Annotated in this window: 15 protein-coding genes; 8 read left to right on the top strand and 7 right to left on the bottom strand. The window is 60.7% G+C overall.

The window, feature by feature from the left end; all coding sequences use genetic code 11:
* Positions 1 to 105 precede the first annotated feature (105 nt).
* Positions 106 to 921 carry a cobalamin B12-binding domain-containing protein gene (locus AB2B41_RS22050; RefSeq protein ID WP_367879988.1) on the bottom strand — a complete coding sequence of 272 codons (816 nt, stop codon included), beginning with the start codon at positions 919 to 921 and terminating at the stop codon, positions 106 to 108.
* Positions 922 to 1,231: 310 nt separating this feature from the next.
* Between AB2B41_RS22050 and AB2B41_RS22045 the strand changes: the two genes are divergently transcribed.
* The 8 genes from AB2B41_RS22045 (at position 1,232) to AB2B41_RS22010 (ending at position 7,573) form a co-directional block, all read left to right on the top strand.
* Positions 1,232 to 1,918, top strand: a complete 687-nt coding sequence (locus AB2B41_RS22045) for an isochorismatase family protein (protein WP_367879987.1) — start codon at positions 1,232 to 1,234, stop codon at positions 1,916 to 1,918.
* Positions 1,919 to 2,146: 228 nt separating this feature from the next.
* Positions 2,147 to 3,253 (top strand): ABC transporter substrate-binding protein, encoded by a 1,107-nt coding sequence (locus tag AB2B41_RS22040; RefSeq protein ID WP_420014323.1) that lies wholly within the window; start codon positions 2,147 to 2,149, stop codon positions 3,251 to 3,253.
* Between the two features lie 60 nt (positions 3,254 to 3,313).
* Positions 3,314 to 4,231: a branched-chain amino acid ABC transporter permease gene (locus AB2B41_RS22035; RefSeq protein WP_367879985.1), complete on the top strand. Its 918-nt coding sequence runs from the start codon at positions 3,314 to 3,316 to the stop codon at positions 4,229 to 4,231.
* A gap of 1 nt (position 4,232) precedes the next feature.
* Positions 4,233 to 5,219, top strand: a complete 987-nt coding sequence (locus AB2B41_RS22030; protein WP_367879984.1) for a branched-chain amino acid ABC transporter permease — start codon at positions 4,233 to 4,235, stop codon at positions 5,217 to 5,219.
* Positions 5,209 to 5,964, top strand: coding sequence for an ABC transporter ATP-binding protein (locus AB2B41_RS22025; protein WP_367879983.1), 756 nt, complete (start codon positions 5,209 to 5,211; stop codon positions 5,962 to 5,964). The genes AB2B41_RS22030 and AB2B41_RS22025 overlap by 11 nt, the downstream gene beginning before the upstream one ends.
* Complete coding sequence (locus tag AB2B41_RS22020; protein ID WP_367879982.1) at positions 5,961 to 6,650, top strand: ABC transporter ATP-binding protein; 690 nt, start codon at positions 5,961 to 5,963, stop codon at positions 6,648 to 6,650. Before AB2B41_RS22025 ends, AB2B41_RS22020 begins: the two co-directional genes overlap by 4 nt.
* A gap of 37 nt (positions 6,651 to 6,687) precedes the next feature.
* On the top strand, positions 6,688 to 7,080 hold the full coding sequence (locus tag AB2B41_RS22015; protein WP_367879981.1) for a RidA family protein: 393 nt from the start codon (positions 6,688 to 6,690) through the stop codon (positions 7,078 to 7,080).
* Between the two features lie 82 nt (positions 7,081 to 7,162).
* A complete protein-coding gene (locus AB2B41_RS22010) occupies positions 7,163 to 7,573 on the top strand; it encodes an acyl-CoA thioesterase (protein ID WP_367879980.1) in 411 nt (136 codons plus the stop codon).
* A 13-nt stretch (positions 7,574 to 7,586) separates the two neighbouring features.
* Here the strand turns inward: AB2B41_RS22010 and AB2B41_RS22005 are convergent, their stop codons facing one another.
* From AB2B41_RS22005 to AB2B41_RS21980, 6 genes are all read right to left on the bottom strand, one after another.
* Entirely contained in the window at positions 7,587 to 8,447 is an 861-nt protein-coding gene (locus AB2B41_RS22005; RefSeq protein ID WP_367879979.1) for an alpha/beta hydrolase, read from the bottom strand.
* The gene (locus tag AB2B41_RS22000; RefSeq protein ID WP_367879978.1) at positions 8,444 to 9,367 is read right to left on the bottom strand and encodes a fumarylacetoacetate hydrolase family protein; all 924 of its coding nucleotides are present in this window, start codon (positions 9,365 to 9,367) and stop codon (positions 8,444 to 8,446) included. The genes AB2B41_RS22005 and AB2B41_RS22000 overlap by 4 nt, the downstream gene beginning before the upstream one ends.
* A gap of 9 nt (positions 9,368 to 9,376) precedes the next feature.
* Positions 9,377 to 10,495 carry a cupin domain-containing protein gene (locus AB2B41_RS21995; RefSeq protein ID WP_367879977.1) on the bottom strand — a complete coding sequence of 373 codons (1,119 nt, stop codon included), beginning with the start codon at positions 10,493 to 10,495 and terminating at the stop codon, positions 9,377 to 9,379.
* Positions 10,496 to 10,589: 94 nt separating this feature from the next.
* Positions 10,590 to 10,988, bottom strand: a complete 399-nt coding sequence (locus AB2B41_RS21990) for a MarR family winged helix-turn-helix transcriptional regulator (protein ID WP_367879976.1) — start codon at positions 10,986 to 10,988, stop codon at positions 10,590 to 10,592.
* 97 nt (positions 10,989 to 11,085) lie between these two features.
* The gene (locus AB2B41_RS21985; RefSeq protein WP_367879975.1) at positions 11,086 to 13,035 is read right to left on the bottom strand and encodes a caspase family protein; all 1,950 of its coding nucleotides are present in this window, start codon (positions 13,033 to 13,035) and stop codon (positions 11,086 to 11,088) included.
* A 12-nt stretch (positions 13,036 to 13,047) separates the two neighbouring features.
* Positions 13,048 to 14,687 (bottom strand): MBG domain-containing protein (locus AB2B41_RS21980; protein ID WP_367879974.1); only part of this gene is annotated, 1,640 nt, incomplete at its 5' end.

The raw sequence follows: 14,687 nt of genomic DNA, 5'->3' as shown, positions 1-14,687 counted from the left end.
GACGACATCATCATGCAGTACCTGGAATTACATTCCGCCAAATGATGCCACCGGCCTCAGCCGGTGTGTCATTCACTTACGGCGTTGCGCAGGCAGCGCCGTTTTTCATTGTGCTTTGGCGATAACTTGCCAGAGGCGCTCAAGCTCGGACATGGCTTCTTCGTAGCTGCGGCCGATGCCATCGACGTGCATCAGGTGCACGCTTTCAGTTTCCGCGTCGAGAATGTTCCCGCTGACGAGAATTTGGGCGGTGGGCAGGTGAACGCGCAAGGCGAGGACAAGCCGCGCAAGGTTGGGCACGGCGTGTTTGCCCCCGGCGGACAGTCCGATAAGGAGGGGCTCGGCGCCGATGATGCGGTCAAGCACTTCCTCGTGTTCCGAAGAGAGCTCAAGCTCGATCTCCCATCCATCATTCCGGGCCAGATCGGCGGCCATTTTGAGGCCGAGTGTATGATCGTCCCCCGGAACGACGGCAAAGAACGCAGATCTGCGCCCCGGGGTGCGATGCGGGGTGATCCGCTTTCTCAGTGAACGCATGATCGCGTAGATGCGGCCGGTGCCCACCGTCACATCGGCAAAGGTGATCCTGTCGGATTTCCAGCGCTCACCCAATTCCAGAGCGGCAGGCGCCAGATATTCAAGATAAAGCGCGTTCACATCCCGGCCGTCGGCATAGAGGCGCTGGATCAGCGACGCTGCCGCTTTGGGCTCCGGGCCGATCAGCGCGTTGCTCAGGCGAAGGATCTCTTCGTTCCGGACTTCCGGGGAGGCCAGCTGCCTGGCCAGACCTTCAAGGACTTCCCGCGCCAGAGAGACCACGATTTCTTCTGGCAGCTGCTTTTGCAGGCGGTTCAGATCGCTATAAGACCGGTGGTAAAGGTCCACGCGGACCAGATCACTCTCGTCTTCAGGTGGTGACATCGGCATCCAGGCGCTTTTTTACGTCGTATGATTAGGTTGAGTTCTCGGGTGTTCGCAGAGAATTACATATCACACTGCGCGGCATTTACAACTTTTCCGCGACGCAAGCCTTTGTTTTCAAAAGCTTATCTGTAATTCCAGATTTACAACAAAGTGTAGTGAGAAGTGTACAGGTCGGATTTGCCATTCTTGCTCAGCGGGTTGCTCGATCCTGTGATATAAATGGACCCGGCGTTGGTCCCGCTTGGGGCTTGTCCCCAAAGTCGAAAAGACCAACCCTGTGACGGGTCAGGCGCAGGAGACTTGTTCGATGCACAAGGTTGGAATCAGGCCCGAGATTGTCGACCGTGTCATGGCGCGGCGCGGTCGACTGCATATTTTTAACCGGATCGAGGCAGGCCGGACCGCAAGCGTGGTCATCGACATGCAAGGTACCTTCTGCGCGCCGGGCGGACCGGCGGAAGTGCCGCTGTCGCGCGGTATCATTGAACCGATCAACCGCCTGAACCGGGCGCTGCGCGGGGCGGGCGGTCAGGTGATCTGGGTCAACCATGCGAATGCCAGCACACCACGCGGCAGCGACTGGGCGTGCTTTTTTGACAATTTCGTCGCTGCCGACGTCCGGGCGCGGACGATCGAGAGCCTTGCGCCCGGAGGGCCGGGTCAGGAGGTCTGGGAAGGTCTTGAGGTGACCCCGGAAGATACGCGCATCCTGAAGAATCGCTATTCGGCGCTGATACCGGGATCGTCCCCGCTCGAGCGCGTGCTGAGATCCCAGGGTATCGACACATTACTCATCTCCGGAACCAAGACCAACGTCTGCTGCGAATCCACCGCACGCGATGCGATGATGCTGGATTTCAACGTGGTCATGGTGTCGGACGCGACTGCGGCGCTCTCGGACGAGGAGCATCGCGCCACGCTCGAGACGATCATTCAGCAATTCGGAGATGTCTACACCGTGGACGAGATTGCAGCCCGGCTTGTGCCGGTCTGATCCGTCGCGGAAATACCCTTCAAGCTCAAATATTTTGAGCTTGAAATATATCCGGCCCTCCGGTAGTTTTTCCCAACAAAGCCATTTCAATTGGCGCATCACCGGCCCACACTGGCCAAAGAGGCGCGGAGAAGCGCGCCCATGACAACTGGGAGAAAACACATGATTTCAACGAAAGCGAAACAGACGCTCAAGGCGCTTGGTGCGGCGACTGCCGTGGCGCTGGCCATGGCGTCGGGCGCGGTGGCCGACGGCCATGGCGGCAAGGTCAAGATCGGTCTGATCACCACGCTCACCGGTGGCGGCGCGGCACTGGGTGTCGACATTCGTGACGGCTTCCTTCTGGGGGTCAAGCAGTCGGGCAACGAAGGGCTGGAAGTGGTCGTCGAGGATGATCAGCGCAAGCCCGACATCGCGGTGCAGCTTGCCGACAAGATGATCCAGTCCGAGAAGGTCGATATCCTGACCGGGATCGTCTGGTCGAACCTCGCGCTTGCGGTGGCCCCGGCGGCGACTGCGCAGGGCAAGTTCTACATCTCCCCGAACGCAGGTCCTGCGCAGCTGGCGGGCAAGGGGTGCCATCAGAACTACTTCAACGTCGCCTGGCAGAACGACGGGCCGCACGAGGCTGCGGGCGCGCATGCCAAGTCCATCGGGTTCAAGAAGCCTTTCATTCTTGCCCCCAACTATCCGGCGGGACAGGATGCGCTGACCGGCTTCAAGCGGATGTACGGGGGCGATCTGGCGGGTGAGCTTTATACCAAGCTGGGCCAGACCGATTATGCCGCCGAGATCGCGCAAATCCGCGCATCCGACGCCGACGGCATCTTCTTTTTCCTTCCTGGCGGTATGGGGATTTCCTTCCTCAAGCAATATGCCGACAGCGGGATCGAACTGCCCATCGTGGGCCCGGCTTTCAGCTTTGATCAGACCATTCTCGGTGCCGTTGGCGAAGCGGCACTGGGCATCCATAACACTGCGCAGTGGAGCCCGGACCTCGACAACGCTGCGAGCAAAGCGTTCGTGGAAAGCTTCAAGGCGGAATACGGACGCATCCCGTCGATCTATGCCCAGCAGGCATTCGACACGGCAAACCTGATCGTCTCGGCGGCAGCCAAGGCGGATGTGAAGGACGCTGATGCCTTCCGCGAGGCGCTGCGCGCGGCGGACTTCGTCTCGACCCGGGGGGATTTCGAGTTCGGCAGCAACCACCACCCGATCCAGGACTTCTATGTCCGCGAGGTGATCAAGGACGGTGACGTCTTTACCAACAAGATCATCGGCGTGGCACTGGAAGATCGCCAGGACGTCTACGCAGCCGAGTGCAAGATGTAATCATGTGACCTTGGCCCCCGGCAGCGTCAGCTGCCGGGGGTTTTGTATGCCGGGGGGCAGATGAGCACACTTCTTTTGATCGAGCAGGTGCTGAACGGATTGCAGTTCGGCGTGATGCTGTTCCTGATGGCGGCGGGGCTGACGCTGATCTTCGGCGTGATGGGCCTGATCAATCTCGCCCATGGGTCGCTTTACATGGTGGGTGCCTTTGCTGCCGCCGCGGTAGCTGGCCTGACGGGGAATTTCCTGCTGGCGTTGGTGGCAAGCCTGATGGCCGCGGCGCTTTTTGGCGCGATCATCGAGCTGACGGTGATCCGGCGGCTTTATGACCGCGATCACCTCGACCAGGTGCTGGCAACCTTCGCGCTGATCCTGATCTTCTCAGAAGCGACGCGCTGGGTTTTCGGGTCCTTCCCGCTGTTCCTCGATATTCCCGAAGCGCTGAAAGGCACCGTGATGCTGCCCGGCGGGATCGAATATTCGCTCTACCGTCTGACGATCATCCTGATCGGACTGGCGGTGGCTGTGGGGCTGTTCCTGCTGATCTCGAAAACCCGCGTCGGCATGCGCATCCGCGCGGGCGAGAACGACCGCGAGATGATCGCGGCGCTGGGGGTCGATATCTCGGTGCTTTATACCATGATTTTCGCCCTCGGTGCTGCGCTTGCCGGGCTGTCGGGTGCTTTGGTCGGCGCGATCCAGTCGGTCGAGGTGGGCATGGGAGAGCCGGTCCTGATCCTGGCCTTCGTCGTGATCGTGATCGGTGGCATCGGGTCGATCAAGGGGGCGCTTGCCGGTGCGATCCTCGTGGGGCTGACGGATACGCTGGGGCGCACGCTTTTGCCGGTGATCTTCGGGGCCTTCATGGATGCCTCGTCGGCCACGACTGTCGGCTCGGCGCTGGCCTCGATGCTGATCTATATCCTGATGGCGGGGGTGCTCTTGTTCAAACCCACCGGACTGTTCGGGAGCGCCTGAGATGATCCGCGAACGCCATATCAACATCATCGTTCTGGCCGGTTTGGTGCTGATCCCGCTCTATGCCTGGATGGCCGATGAGCCCTTTACCATCACGCTCGCCACGCGCGCGGTGATCTTCGCGCTGGCGGGTGTGGGCCTGAACCTCGCGCTGGGGCAGGGGGGGCTCGTCAGTTTCGGGCATGCAGCCTACTTCGGGATGGGCGGCTATGCCATGGGCATCCTTGCCAGCCACGCGCAGAATTACGACCCGATCATGGAGGTGCCCTTTCTGATCGAAGGGACCAACTCCATGCCGGTGATCTGGCTGGTGGCGATCGTGATGTCGGCGCTCTTGGCGCTGATTATCGGGGCGCTGAGCCTGCGAACCTCCGGTGTCTACTTCATCATGGTGACACTCGCCTTCGGCCAGATGCTTTATTACTTCACCATCTCCTGGCCCGCCTACGGGGGCGAGGACGGGCTGTCGATCTACGTGCGGAACCAGTTTCCGGGGCTGAACACGCTGGACCCGATCCAGTTCTTCGGCATCTGTTTCGTGATCCTGCTGATCGTGTTGTTCCTTGTCGACCGGATCAACAAATCGCCCTTTGGCCTCGCGCTTCACGGCGCGCATCAGCGGGAAGAGCGGGCACTGACCGTGGGGATCAATGTCTACCGCGTGCGGCTGGTGGCCTTTGTGATTTCCGGGGCGATCACCGGTCTGGCAGGGGCGCTTTTTGCCGATCTCAACCGCTTTGTCAGCCCGACGATGTTCAGCTGGCAAATCTCGGGTGAGATCATGATCTTCATCATTCTTGGCGGCGTGGCACGCCTGTTCGGGCCGGTGGTGGGCGCGTGCCTCTACATCGTGCTGGAACACTTCCTTGGCGGCCTGTCCGAGTACTGGTTCATCTACCTTGGCGCGATCCTGCTTTTCGTCGTGCTTTTCGCCAAGGGCGGGATCATCGGCGGGCTGTCCAAGAGGGAGACCGCCCATGCCAGATAGGGTGCTGGACGTTCAGGGGATCGAGAAATCCTTCGGGGCGCTGAAGGCGAGCGATGGCATTACGCTGGACCTCGTGCCGGGGGAAATCCATGCGCTGATCGGCCCGAACGGGGCGGGGAAATCGACGCTCATCAAGCAGATTGCGGGCGGGCTGAAACCGGATGCGGGTTCGGTGCGGCTCCTCGGGCAGGATGTTACGGCCCTCAGCACCGCGCAGCGGGCGCGGCTTGGTCTGGGTCGGACGTTCCAGATTTCGGCGCTGGCCATGGGGTTCACCGTGCTTGAGAACGCGGTGCTGGGGGCTGTGGGCCAGAGCGGTCGTGTTTTCCGTTTCTTCACCCCGGCGATGAAGGACCGCGCGCTGCTGGCCCGCGCGCGCGAGGCGCTCGACCGCGTGGGCCTGCGGAAGCATGAGAACACAGTCACGTCCGAACTGTCCCACGGTCAGCGGCGGCAGCTGGAGGTCGCGGTCGCGCTGACGCTGGCGCCCAAGGCCTTTTTGATGGACGAGCCGATGGCGGGCATGGGCGCGGAAGGGTCGCGTGCGCTGACGGGGTTCCTGCAGGAATTGAAGCGCGAGGCACCCATCCTGCTGGTCGAACATGACATGGACGCGGTGTTTGCCTGCGCGGACCGGATCAGCGTGCTGGTCTACGGCAAGATCATCGCGACGGGAAATGTTGACGAAATCCGCGCAAACCCGGAAGTGCGCGAAGCCTACCTGGGCGAGGAGGACGCGGCATGAGCTTCCTTTCGCTCGACGGGATCACAGCCAGCTACGGGGCGTCTCAGGCGCTTTTCGGGATCGACCTGAAACTGGCCGAGGGCGAGGTGCTGGCGCTGATGGGCCGCAATGGCATGGGCAAATCGACAACGATAAAGGTCATCTGCCGCTTGCTGAAACACTCCGGCGGACGGGTCGAATTCGCCGGGCAGGACATCGGCAGCTTGCCTGCGCACAAGGCGGCGCGGATGGGAATTGGCCTTGTGCCCGAGGGACGGCGATGTTTCACCAACCTGACGGTGCAAGAGAATCTCTATGCTTCGGCCCGGCCCGGAGAGTGGGATTTCGGGAAGGTTCACGCGCTTTTCCCGCGCCTCGAAGAACGCAGCGACCAGATGGCCGGATCGCTCTCGGGCGGGGAGCAGCAGATGCTGGCCATTGGGCGTGCGCTGATGACGAACCCGCGCCTGTTGATCCTTGATGAAGCGACCGAGGGGCTGGCGCCGGTGGTCCGGCAGGAGATCTGGGCCGCGATCGCGACGCTGAAAAAGACGACGGGCCTGTCAATCTTGGTGGTGGACAAGTCATTGTCGGAGCTTCGGCAGATCGCGGACCAAGTGGTCGTCATCGAACGCGGCAAGTCGGTCTGGCACGGCGAGATGGGCGCGTTGAGCGCGGATGTCAGGGATCAATACCTGGGGGTTTGACCGGGGACGCCGGTCTTGAGGATGAAGGAGAGACGAGATGGCACATGAGGTGATCCAACCCGAGGGCTGGGCCAAGGCGAAGGGCTATGCCAACGGGATCAAGACGGCGGACAACCAGCTTTTCATCGGCGGTCAGATCGGCTGGACGGCGGAGCAGAAGTTCGAGAGCCATGATTTCATCGGACAGATGGAGCAGGCGTTGAAGAACATCGTTGCGGTGCTTGAGGCAGCAGGCGGCAAGGTCGAGGACCTTGTGCGGCTCACCTGGTACGTGACGGACAAGAAGGAATACCTTGCCCGTCAGCGCGAGGTCGGGGAAGTCTATCGCAAGGTGCTGGGGCGGCACTTTCCGGCGATGACCATGGTCGTCGTCTCGGCGCTGGTCGAGGACGAGGCATTGGTCGAGATCGAGGCGACTGCGGTGCTTTGACGCAGCGCCGCAGCGCAGCATGATCCTATTTTGATATCCGAGAAGTTGGGCTGGGGGCCCTTGGACCGAAGGAAGTCAGGCCATGCGTTTCACGATGCCGCAAAAGGTGAAGTTCAAGCACTGCGACCCGGCGGGGATCGTCTTCTACCCGCGCTATTTCGAGATGATCAATGATTGCGTCGAGGCTTTTTTCGACGAGGGTCTCGAAGTCCCTTTCGAGGAAGTCCACCGCAACGGCGGCGTGCCGACGGCAGAAATCTCTGTCCAGTTCACCGCTCCCAGCCGGCACGGCGATCGCCTGGAATTGTCCCTGACCCCGACACGCCTGGGCCGGTCCAGCCTTGGCATCCGGACCGAGGCGACCTGCGACGGTGAACGCCGCTTTGTGGCGACATCGACGCTGGTGCTGATTGACGGGCAGGGCAAATCGACGCCTTGGCCGGATCACCTGCGTGCGAAATTGCGGGGGTGGATCCAGCAGGCGGCTGCTTGATGCGCGAAGCCTTCTAGAGGTGAAACGCCCGGATTGCCGCGACGGTCGCGTTCACCAGCTTCCCTTCCGTCTGCGTCAGCGTGCCGGTGATGTCGAAATGGTTGCAAGCGGCCATGTCCACCGACGTCACCCTGTGGCCCTTGGCCGCCCAGGCTTCGTGAAAGGCCTGAGTCTCGCGCAGGAAACCGTCACGCTCCTTGCCACCCACGGACAGGATGAGATGCGCGTCGGTCTCCTCAGGGATATGTCGGATCGGGGAAAGTGCGGCGACCGTGCCCATGTCCATGTTCATCCAGCCATTGACCTGTGTGCGTAACAGCGGTTCCAGATCGTAGATGCCGCTTAGCGCAAGTGCGGCGCCGATCATGTCGCGGGGAAGGCCGTAGTCCTGCCGCCAGCCGTCCGCCAGAACCGCGCCGCTCAGATGACCGCCGGCGGATGAGCCGCCAACGTGGATTTTTCGGGCATCGAGACCCATCGACGGCCCCTCGCGGTGCAGCCAGGCAACGGCGGTGCGGACCTCGTGGACGATCTGCTCCAGATTGACAGCGGGAGCGAGGGAGTAGTCCATGACGGCCACCGCCACGTCCCTGCTGACCAGCCCCGGCACCGCGAAGGCGTTGCCCTCTTTCGTTCCAAGCCGCCAGTAGCCGCCGTGTATCCAGAGAAACACCGGCCGCCCTTCCGCGACACCGTATAGATCGAGCGCGGAGCCGCTGTCGGCGTCGAAGACGATATCGGCCTGTCGCGGGTAGTCCGCCATGGCGCGATTGCTGAGGGCGATCAGCTTCCCGAACTCCGCGTCGAAGTCGGCCACGCTTTCGCGGGCGTTGAAATCATAGTCGATCTGCGGATCGATCTCGAAGCCGCTCATTTGAACTCGGCGGCGTTGATCACGGGATGGCGGATGGTGCCGATCCCTTCGACGTAGGCCTCCAGCACGTCGCCGGGCCAGAGCCATTCTTGCGGTTCGCGCCCCGCACCCACACCTTCGGGCGTGCCCGTGGCGATGATATCGCCGGGTTCAAGCGTGATGCCCTTGGACAGGTCGGCGATCAGCTCGTCGACTTTGAAAAGCATCTTGGCGGTGTTGGAATTCTGCTTTTCTTCGCCGTTCTTATTGAGCCAGAGATCGAGCGTCTGCGGATCGGGGATTTCGTCGGCCGTCACGATACAGGGACCGAAGGGCGCGTAGCTGTCCATGCCTTTCGAGAATATCCATTGCCCGGCGCGGCGGTTGTCGCGGGCCGAGATGTCGATCATCACGGAATAGCCGAAGACGTGGTTCAGTGCGTTTTCGCGGCTCACGCGCGTCGCGGTGGTGCCGATGATCACAGCCAGTTCCACCTCCCAATCCAGCTGCTGGGTCATGTTGCCGTCGTGGCGAACGGGCTGGTCGGGGCCGATAACTGCGGTGGGCGGTTTGGAAAAGACGACGGGTTCTTTCGGCAGCTTGTCATCGGTGTCAAGCGCCTTGGCGCTTTCGGTGACATGGTCGAGATAGTTCAGACCAATGCCGAAGATATTCTTGCGCGGGCGCGGGATGGGGGCAAGCAGGCTGACCGTCTCGATCGGCAGGGCGAGCGCATTGCCGAAATCACCGCCCGCGGAATGCACCGCATCGCGCAGCTGGCGCACGGCGTGGGGGCCAAGATCGATGAAATCGAGCATCCGGGAGGGCAGGTCCAGGCCCACTTCTTCACCAAAGCTGGCGACGTCCACGACGATCCCGTCGTCGATGGCGCCGAGGCGCGCGGGGGCTTCGATATTGGTGCGGTAGGTGACGAGTTTCATGTCTGTCCTTCAGGTTGGCTGCTGGCCGTTGTTGTCGCCGTAGGCTTCCTCGCGGTAGAGGCCGAGGGCGCGGATCACCGGCAGGTCGTTCAGGCAGAAAAGCACCGCATCCTCGCTATCGGATGCATTGCCGTGTTCGTGCCAGGCCCATGAGGGGACGCAGAAGATGTCCCGCTCGGTCCAGTCGAAACGCTGGCCGTTGATGATGGAATAGCCCGACCCCTTGGCGCATTGGTAAAGATAGCTGCCGGTGTGCCGGTGCGCCTTGGTCGTCTCGCCCGGCGACAGCAATTGCATCGAGGCACCCATGGTCTTCATCACGGGACCATTGTTCGTCGGGTTCACGTATTCCATCAGCGTGCCGTCGAAGGGTGAGGGCTCAGACGCGGCTGCGTAGTGCTGCAGCGCCTCATAGGTGCGGTCCCATTCGTATTTGAACATCGGCGAATAGCCCTTGTCCCACGCCCCGCCGCCGGGGGTCAGACCGGGATTGCCCCACGTCTTGGTCATGTCATCGACGGGAAAGGCGACGGGTTCTGAGAGGTCCGGGTGCACTTCGAAGAAATTCGCCTCCATGGCGTTAACGAAGGGAATGTCGAGGCCGTCCTGCCAGATGCAGGGCGTGCCGGTTTCCTCGACCGCATGTTCGTGCCATGTGCCATTTGGGGTCAGAACGAAATCGTTGCGGTTCAGCGTCATCTTATGGCCATCCACAACTGTGTACGCGCCAGAGCCTTCCATGATGAAACGGATGGCCGAGGCGGAATGGCGGTGGGCCGTCGCCTTTTCGCCAGGGTGCATCACCTGCAGACCCGCATAGATCCAACCGACAGCGGCCGAGACTTCGGTCCGGCCGGGGTTGTTGAAATATACGACGCGGCGGCCGGCTTTCTCGGGTGTCACCAGATCAACGGAACGGAGCACCTTGTCGCGCAGATCAGCGTAACGCCAGAGAACTGGCACGGATTTGGACTTTGGTTCCCATGGTTCGATCTTGTTGGCGACAGTCCAGAGCGCGCCAGTGTGATAGCCTTCAAGCTCGTCGTAGTATTCCAGCAGTTCCGGCGTATCCTCGACATTGGCACGGCCGGGTACATCCTCGCGATGATTTTCTCTGATGTCGCTCATCCTATACCCCCAACAATGCCTCACTTGTCATCTGATACATTGCTTTAAGCTTGAAGTAAATCTGACAGTCCATCATCGGGCATCATTCTGCATGTCATTCGACGCGTTGTGCGGCCTCTGCGCGGCGGAGAAGGTCACGGATCAGATCGAGATCTTCATGGCCGAGGCCCGAGAAAATATCATTTATCATCGCCTCGTGACATTTCGCCTGAGTTTCGAACTGTGTCCGACCCAACTCCGTCAGATCAACCATCACCACCCTACGGTCGGTTGGCATCGGGGTACGGGTGACAAGTCCGTCTTTCTCAAGCCGGTTCACGATGGTCGAGGCGTTGCCGTTCGACACGAGCAACATCTTGCTGAGCTCCGACATCTTGAGCGGCCCACCTTCGCGAAACAACGCCGCCATCACGTCGAAACGTGGCAAGGTCGTATCGTGTTGGATGCGCAGATACTCCCGCAACTTGTTCTCGGTGCTTCGCGTGACGCGCAATAGTCTGAGCCAGGTGCGTAGCCGACGGCGGGGCAGGGGTGTTTCGTGGTTCAAAGGTGGTCTTTTGGTTGGATTTCTGCGGGGCTGTCAGCTGTCCTCATTCAACCAGAACATCCGCGTCGAAACCACCGTTGCGCCATTTGTCGAGAGCGGCGGAAAAGTTTGGTCCACCTAAACCATCGATGACGCTGGTGTAAAAGCCCGCGGCTTTCAGCCGCTCCTGCACTGCAGAGATAGTCTCGCGCGACCAGCCCGAAGTCTTTTCGGTGAGCAGCTCCATAGCCAGTCCGTTGTCTTCGGCCACACCACGCAACAGCATATTGGCCGCGGCTCCCGGATCGCGCGGGGCGATCTGGCCTTCGTCCAAAAGGTTCGCGCTGGCTACGTAGGCGCGTGGATATCCCGCCTTGATCGCGCGGCGGAAATATTTCAACGCGTCCGATGGCTCTCCCACGATTCCGTCCCGGGCCAGCACCCCGAGGTTGAAGGTGGCTCGAGCCGATCCCAGATCGGCGGCGTCTTTCAAGAGCTGCACCGCGCGTTCTTCGTCCTTTTCCACACCCGCACCTTCAAAGAGGACAACGGCAAGGTTGATCATCGCATCCGGGCTACCCAGGCGCGCCGCCCGATTATAGAGCCTGAGTGCCGCGACCTTGTTCTCCGGTACGCCGTGTCCGGCCTCTGTCATCAGGCCAAGGCTGACCATGGCCCGCAGGTCGCCGCGTTCCGCAGCCACCCGGTAGAGCCGGATTGCGCCCTCCGCATCACCAGCGGCGATGGTAGCACGGGCTAGAAGGGCGGTGTAGTGGGGTAGATCGGGATTTGCATCTGCCGCTGCTTGGCAGGCGTTCACCGCTTTGATCGCATGCTGTTGTAGTTTGCCCATGGGTACGCCTGCAGTGCGCGCGGTGGCATCATGCGGATGGGTTGCAAGCCTTTCACAAAGGCGAGCCGCACCGCCTTCGTTCTCGGAAGGCAGAGTAGCGATCAGCCGTCGGGCGTCACGTAAGTATTTTCCCTGCGGATATTGCTCCAGATAGAATTCGACCAAGGGCCGCATCCTGCTGCGCTGCGCCAGCTGCCAAAGGCGTTCCTCTTCTTCGTCCCGCTCGGCTTTGGCGAAATCCCGCGACTGAACATTTCCAGCGTCTGCACTGGTATCGAGAAACGCCATCACTTGTTCTAGATGGGTGCCTTCCGGATAGCGTTCGGCGTACAGCTGCAAGAGTTGCGGGTCGCCGGAGTTTGCGGCTACCTGCCAAAGAAGCGTTTCCGGCGAGACGTTGGGAGGGCGCGGATCAAAACGAAATTGCCTGGTGAGAGATGAGTTCTCCCAAGGAATTTGCCGCCCGCCTGTGGCCGCGAGCACGTCCTTGCGTACTGCGATCATCAAGTCGTTGACGTCCAAACCAGGCGTGTAAATGTGGCTGAGAAGTGCTTCAGTAAAGAAGCTGTTCCGCCCAGTGCCGTCATAAGCGACATTGTCTGGTTGGGTGGCGAAGGAGATCAAGAAATCCGCCGCGTTGCCGATCCGGGCAAGCCCCTCAGAGATTGTATTCAGCGTCCCTTCAAAGGGATTGTTGCGGCAGGCATCGAGAAAGACAAACTTGATACCGGGGGCCGCTTCCATCCTGTCGAGGATATCCTGAAGCCTGATCGTCTGTTCAGTGATATCCTCGGCCTTCTGTATTATGGCGTCAATGGGAACGAGGTAGTTCTGCCCACCTACCTGAAATCCATGACCGGCGTAGAAGAACAGTGAGACATCCGCTGTTGCGATGGCTTCGGCAAACCTGTTCGTCAGGTCGACGATCTCATCATCCCCAACGTCTAGGCCTAGGTAAATCTCGAACCCCAGTCCCTCGAGTGCTACGGAAAGGTCGCTGGCGTCATTACCAGGGTTGTCGAGGGGGATGACATTCTCGTAGTCAGAGTTCCCGATAATTAGCGCTACGCGTCGTTCGTCAATCTGCTGCGCCAGCGCGGCCAGCGGCAGCAGACTGAAAATAAAGAGTGAAACGACAGATCCGCGCAAGGTTCTGATCATTCATCGTACCGGTTAGAGCTCGACTGCGCGAGCCAGTTCGCTATCGATAACATCGAAGGCTTGGATGATCCGGGCGCCCGTGTCGCGTTGAACCGCCTGCAATTCAGGGTCATCCGAACGGACAAGACTGATCGCTCTGCGGATTTCGCGCTGCGCCTGCTGAACCGCACCGCGGGCCTCAGCCAGCGCTTCGGCGCGGATTGCGCTCCGCTGTGCGTCGGATGTGGCAGCAGCCAAACGACGCTGCGCACGGGCGGCGGCGGCGTTCACGCCATCGCGTGCAGTGCGGATCGTGGCGGAAACGTTTTCCAGTCCCGCAGGCAGATCGTTGGCGATCTGATCAAGCGCATTGGAGTAGGTATCGAGCGATTCTGCGAGGCAGGCCATGTAGTTGGTGAAGTCCTGATCCGGCGATCCGCATGAACGCACCGACAGTTCGAGTTCGGTGGACGAGGCATCGACGAGTGCCAAGGTGTTCTGAGCATCGCCAACGCTCTGCTGCGGCCCGCCGGTGCCTTGCACGCTTTCCTGAACTGGGTCAGCTCGATTTTGACTTGTGAACAAGGAGCGTGTGATCGTGTCGGTTGGGTTTGGAAGGGTGTCAATCCATGGCGGTGTCGGGTTCATCTCCGGCGGCACCACAATGTTGTCGACGGTAAAGATGCCGTTGACGCGGTCTACATCGTAGTTGCTGATCCCTGTGCCCGTCAGATCGCCAATCAGAATATCAAAGGGGCTGTCTTCAATTGAGGCTTCCGCTGCGGCCCCGGCGCTGGTCAGAACTGCACTGTTCACTGTGTCGCCGTTAAGAAGGCCTGTGACGGCAAATTCGGTACCAGCAAAGGTGAAGGTCTGGCCTTCCTGCTTGAGCTGGTTGTCCGCAGTGATGGTCAGCGGTGCGCGAACAACCGTTAGGGTGCCGTCGGCAAAGACCAAGGTGTAATTGTCGAGATCGGTCCCCACTGCTCCCACGACTTCGCTCGCTATAATGGGGAACGGACCATTCGCGACCTGCGCTGTCGCCGCCGCACCGGCGCTGGTCAGCGTGACTCTTTCCACACGGTCACCTTCGGCAAGACCGGTGACGGTGAACTCGGTGCCGCCGAAGGTTAGCTCGGTCCCGTACGGCTTGACCAGATCGTTTGGAGTGATCACCAGGTTGCCCGGCGCGATCACCATGATCCCGTTGATCAACGTGATCTCGTAATTTTCCAGGCCCTGGCCATCGGGGTTGGTGATCAGGATGGCAAAGCCAGCACCGCCTATAGGAGCATCAGGCGCGGCTCCATCGCTGCTTATAGTCGCACTGTCGACGCCGTCCTCGTTAAGCAGCCCTGTGACAGTGAATTCGGTCCCCGAAAAGACGAACTCGGTTCCAAAGGGCTTTTCCTGATTGTCGGCAGTAATGGTCAGTGGGGCGCGATTAATCTCCAAGTCGCCCGGGATTATTCGAATATCGTAGTTGCCCAGGCCTGTCCCGACCGGACCTTCGGCGATGATGGGGTAGGGACCGTCGACGTCGACCGGTGCCGTCGCGGACTGTCCCGCGCTGCTGATCGAAAGCGTTGTGAGCGCGTCGCCATTGATGAGGCCGAGCGCCGTGAACTCTGTGCCGTTAAAGACGATTTCATCGCCGTATGTTTTCTCGGCAT

Source organism: Sulfitobacter sediminis, assembly GCF_040811725.1.
Classification (GTDB): domain Bacteria; phylum Pseudomonadota; class Alphaproteobacteria; order Rhodobacterales; family Rhodobacteraceae; genus Sulfitobacter; species Sulfitobacter sediminis.
Note: the sequence above shows the minus strand (reverse complement) of the source record. Positions and strands in the feature narration are given on the sequence as shown.

Excerpts from the sequence above, each read along its gene's own strand:
- AB2B41_RS22050 (WP_367879988.1), bottom strand. The coding sequence starts at position 921 with ATGTCACCACCTGAAGACGAGAGTGATCTGGTCCGCGTGGACCTTTAC.
- AB2B41_RS22045 (WP_367879987.1), top strand. The coding sequence starts at position 1,232 with ATGCACAAGGTTGGAATCAGGCCCGAGATTGTCGACCGTGTCATGGCG.
- AB2B41_RS22040 (WP_420014323.1), top strand. The coding sequence starts at position 2,147 with ATGGCGTCGGGCGCGGTGGCCGACGGCCATGGCGGCAAGGTCAAGATC.
- AB2B41_RS22035 (WP_367879985.1), top strand. The coding sequence starts at position 3,314 with ATGAGCACACTTCTTTTGATCGAGCAGGTGCTGAACGGATTGCAGTTC.
- AB2B41_RS22030 (WP_367879984.1), top strand. The coding sequence starts at position 4,233 with ATGATCCGCGAACGCCATATCAACATCATCGTTCTGGCCGGTTTGGTG.
- AB2B41_RS22025 (WP_367879983.1), top strand. The coding sequence starts at position 5,209 with ATGCCAGATAGGGTGCTGGACGTTCAGGGGATCGAGAAATCCTTCGGG.
- AB2B41_RS22020 (WP_367879982.1), top strand. The coding sequence starts at position 5,961 with ATGAGCTTCCTTTCGCTCGACGGGATCACAGCCAGCTACGGGGCGTCT.
- AB2B41_RS22015 (WP_367879981.1), top strand. The coding sequence starts at position 6,688 with ATGGCACATGAGGTGATCCAACCCGAGGGCTGGGCCAAGGCGAAGGGC.
- AB2B41_RS22010 (WP_367879980.1), top strand. The coding sequence starts at position 7,163 with ATGCGTTTCACGATGCCGCAAAAGGTGAAGTTCAAGCACTGCGACCCG.
- AB2B41_RS22005 (WP_367879979.1), bottom strand. The coding sequence starts at position 8,447 with ATGAGCGGCTTCGAGATCGATCCGCAGATCGACTATGATTTCAACGCC.
- AB2B41_RS22000 (WP_367879978.1), bottom strand. The coding sequence starts at position 9,367 with ATGAAACTCGTCACCTACCGCACCAATATCGAAGCCCCCGCGCGCCTC.
- AB2B41_RS21995 (WP_367879977.1), bottom strand. The coding sequence starts at position 10,495 with ATGAGCGACATCAGAGAAAATCATCGCGAGGATGTACCCGGCCGTGCC.
- AB2B41_RS21985 (WP_367879975.1), bottom strand. The coding sequence starts at position 13,035 with ATGATCAGAACCTTGCGCGGATCTGTCGTTTCACTCTTTATTTTCAGT.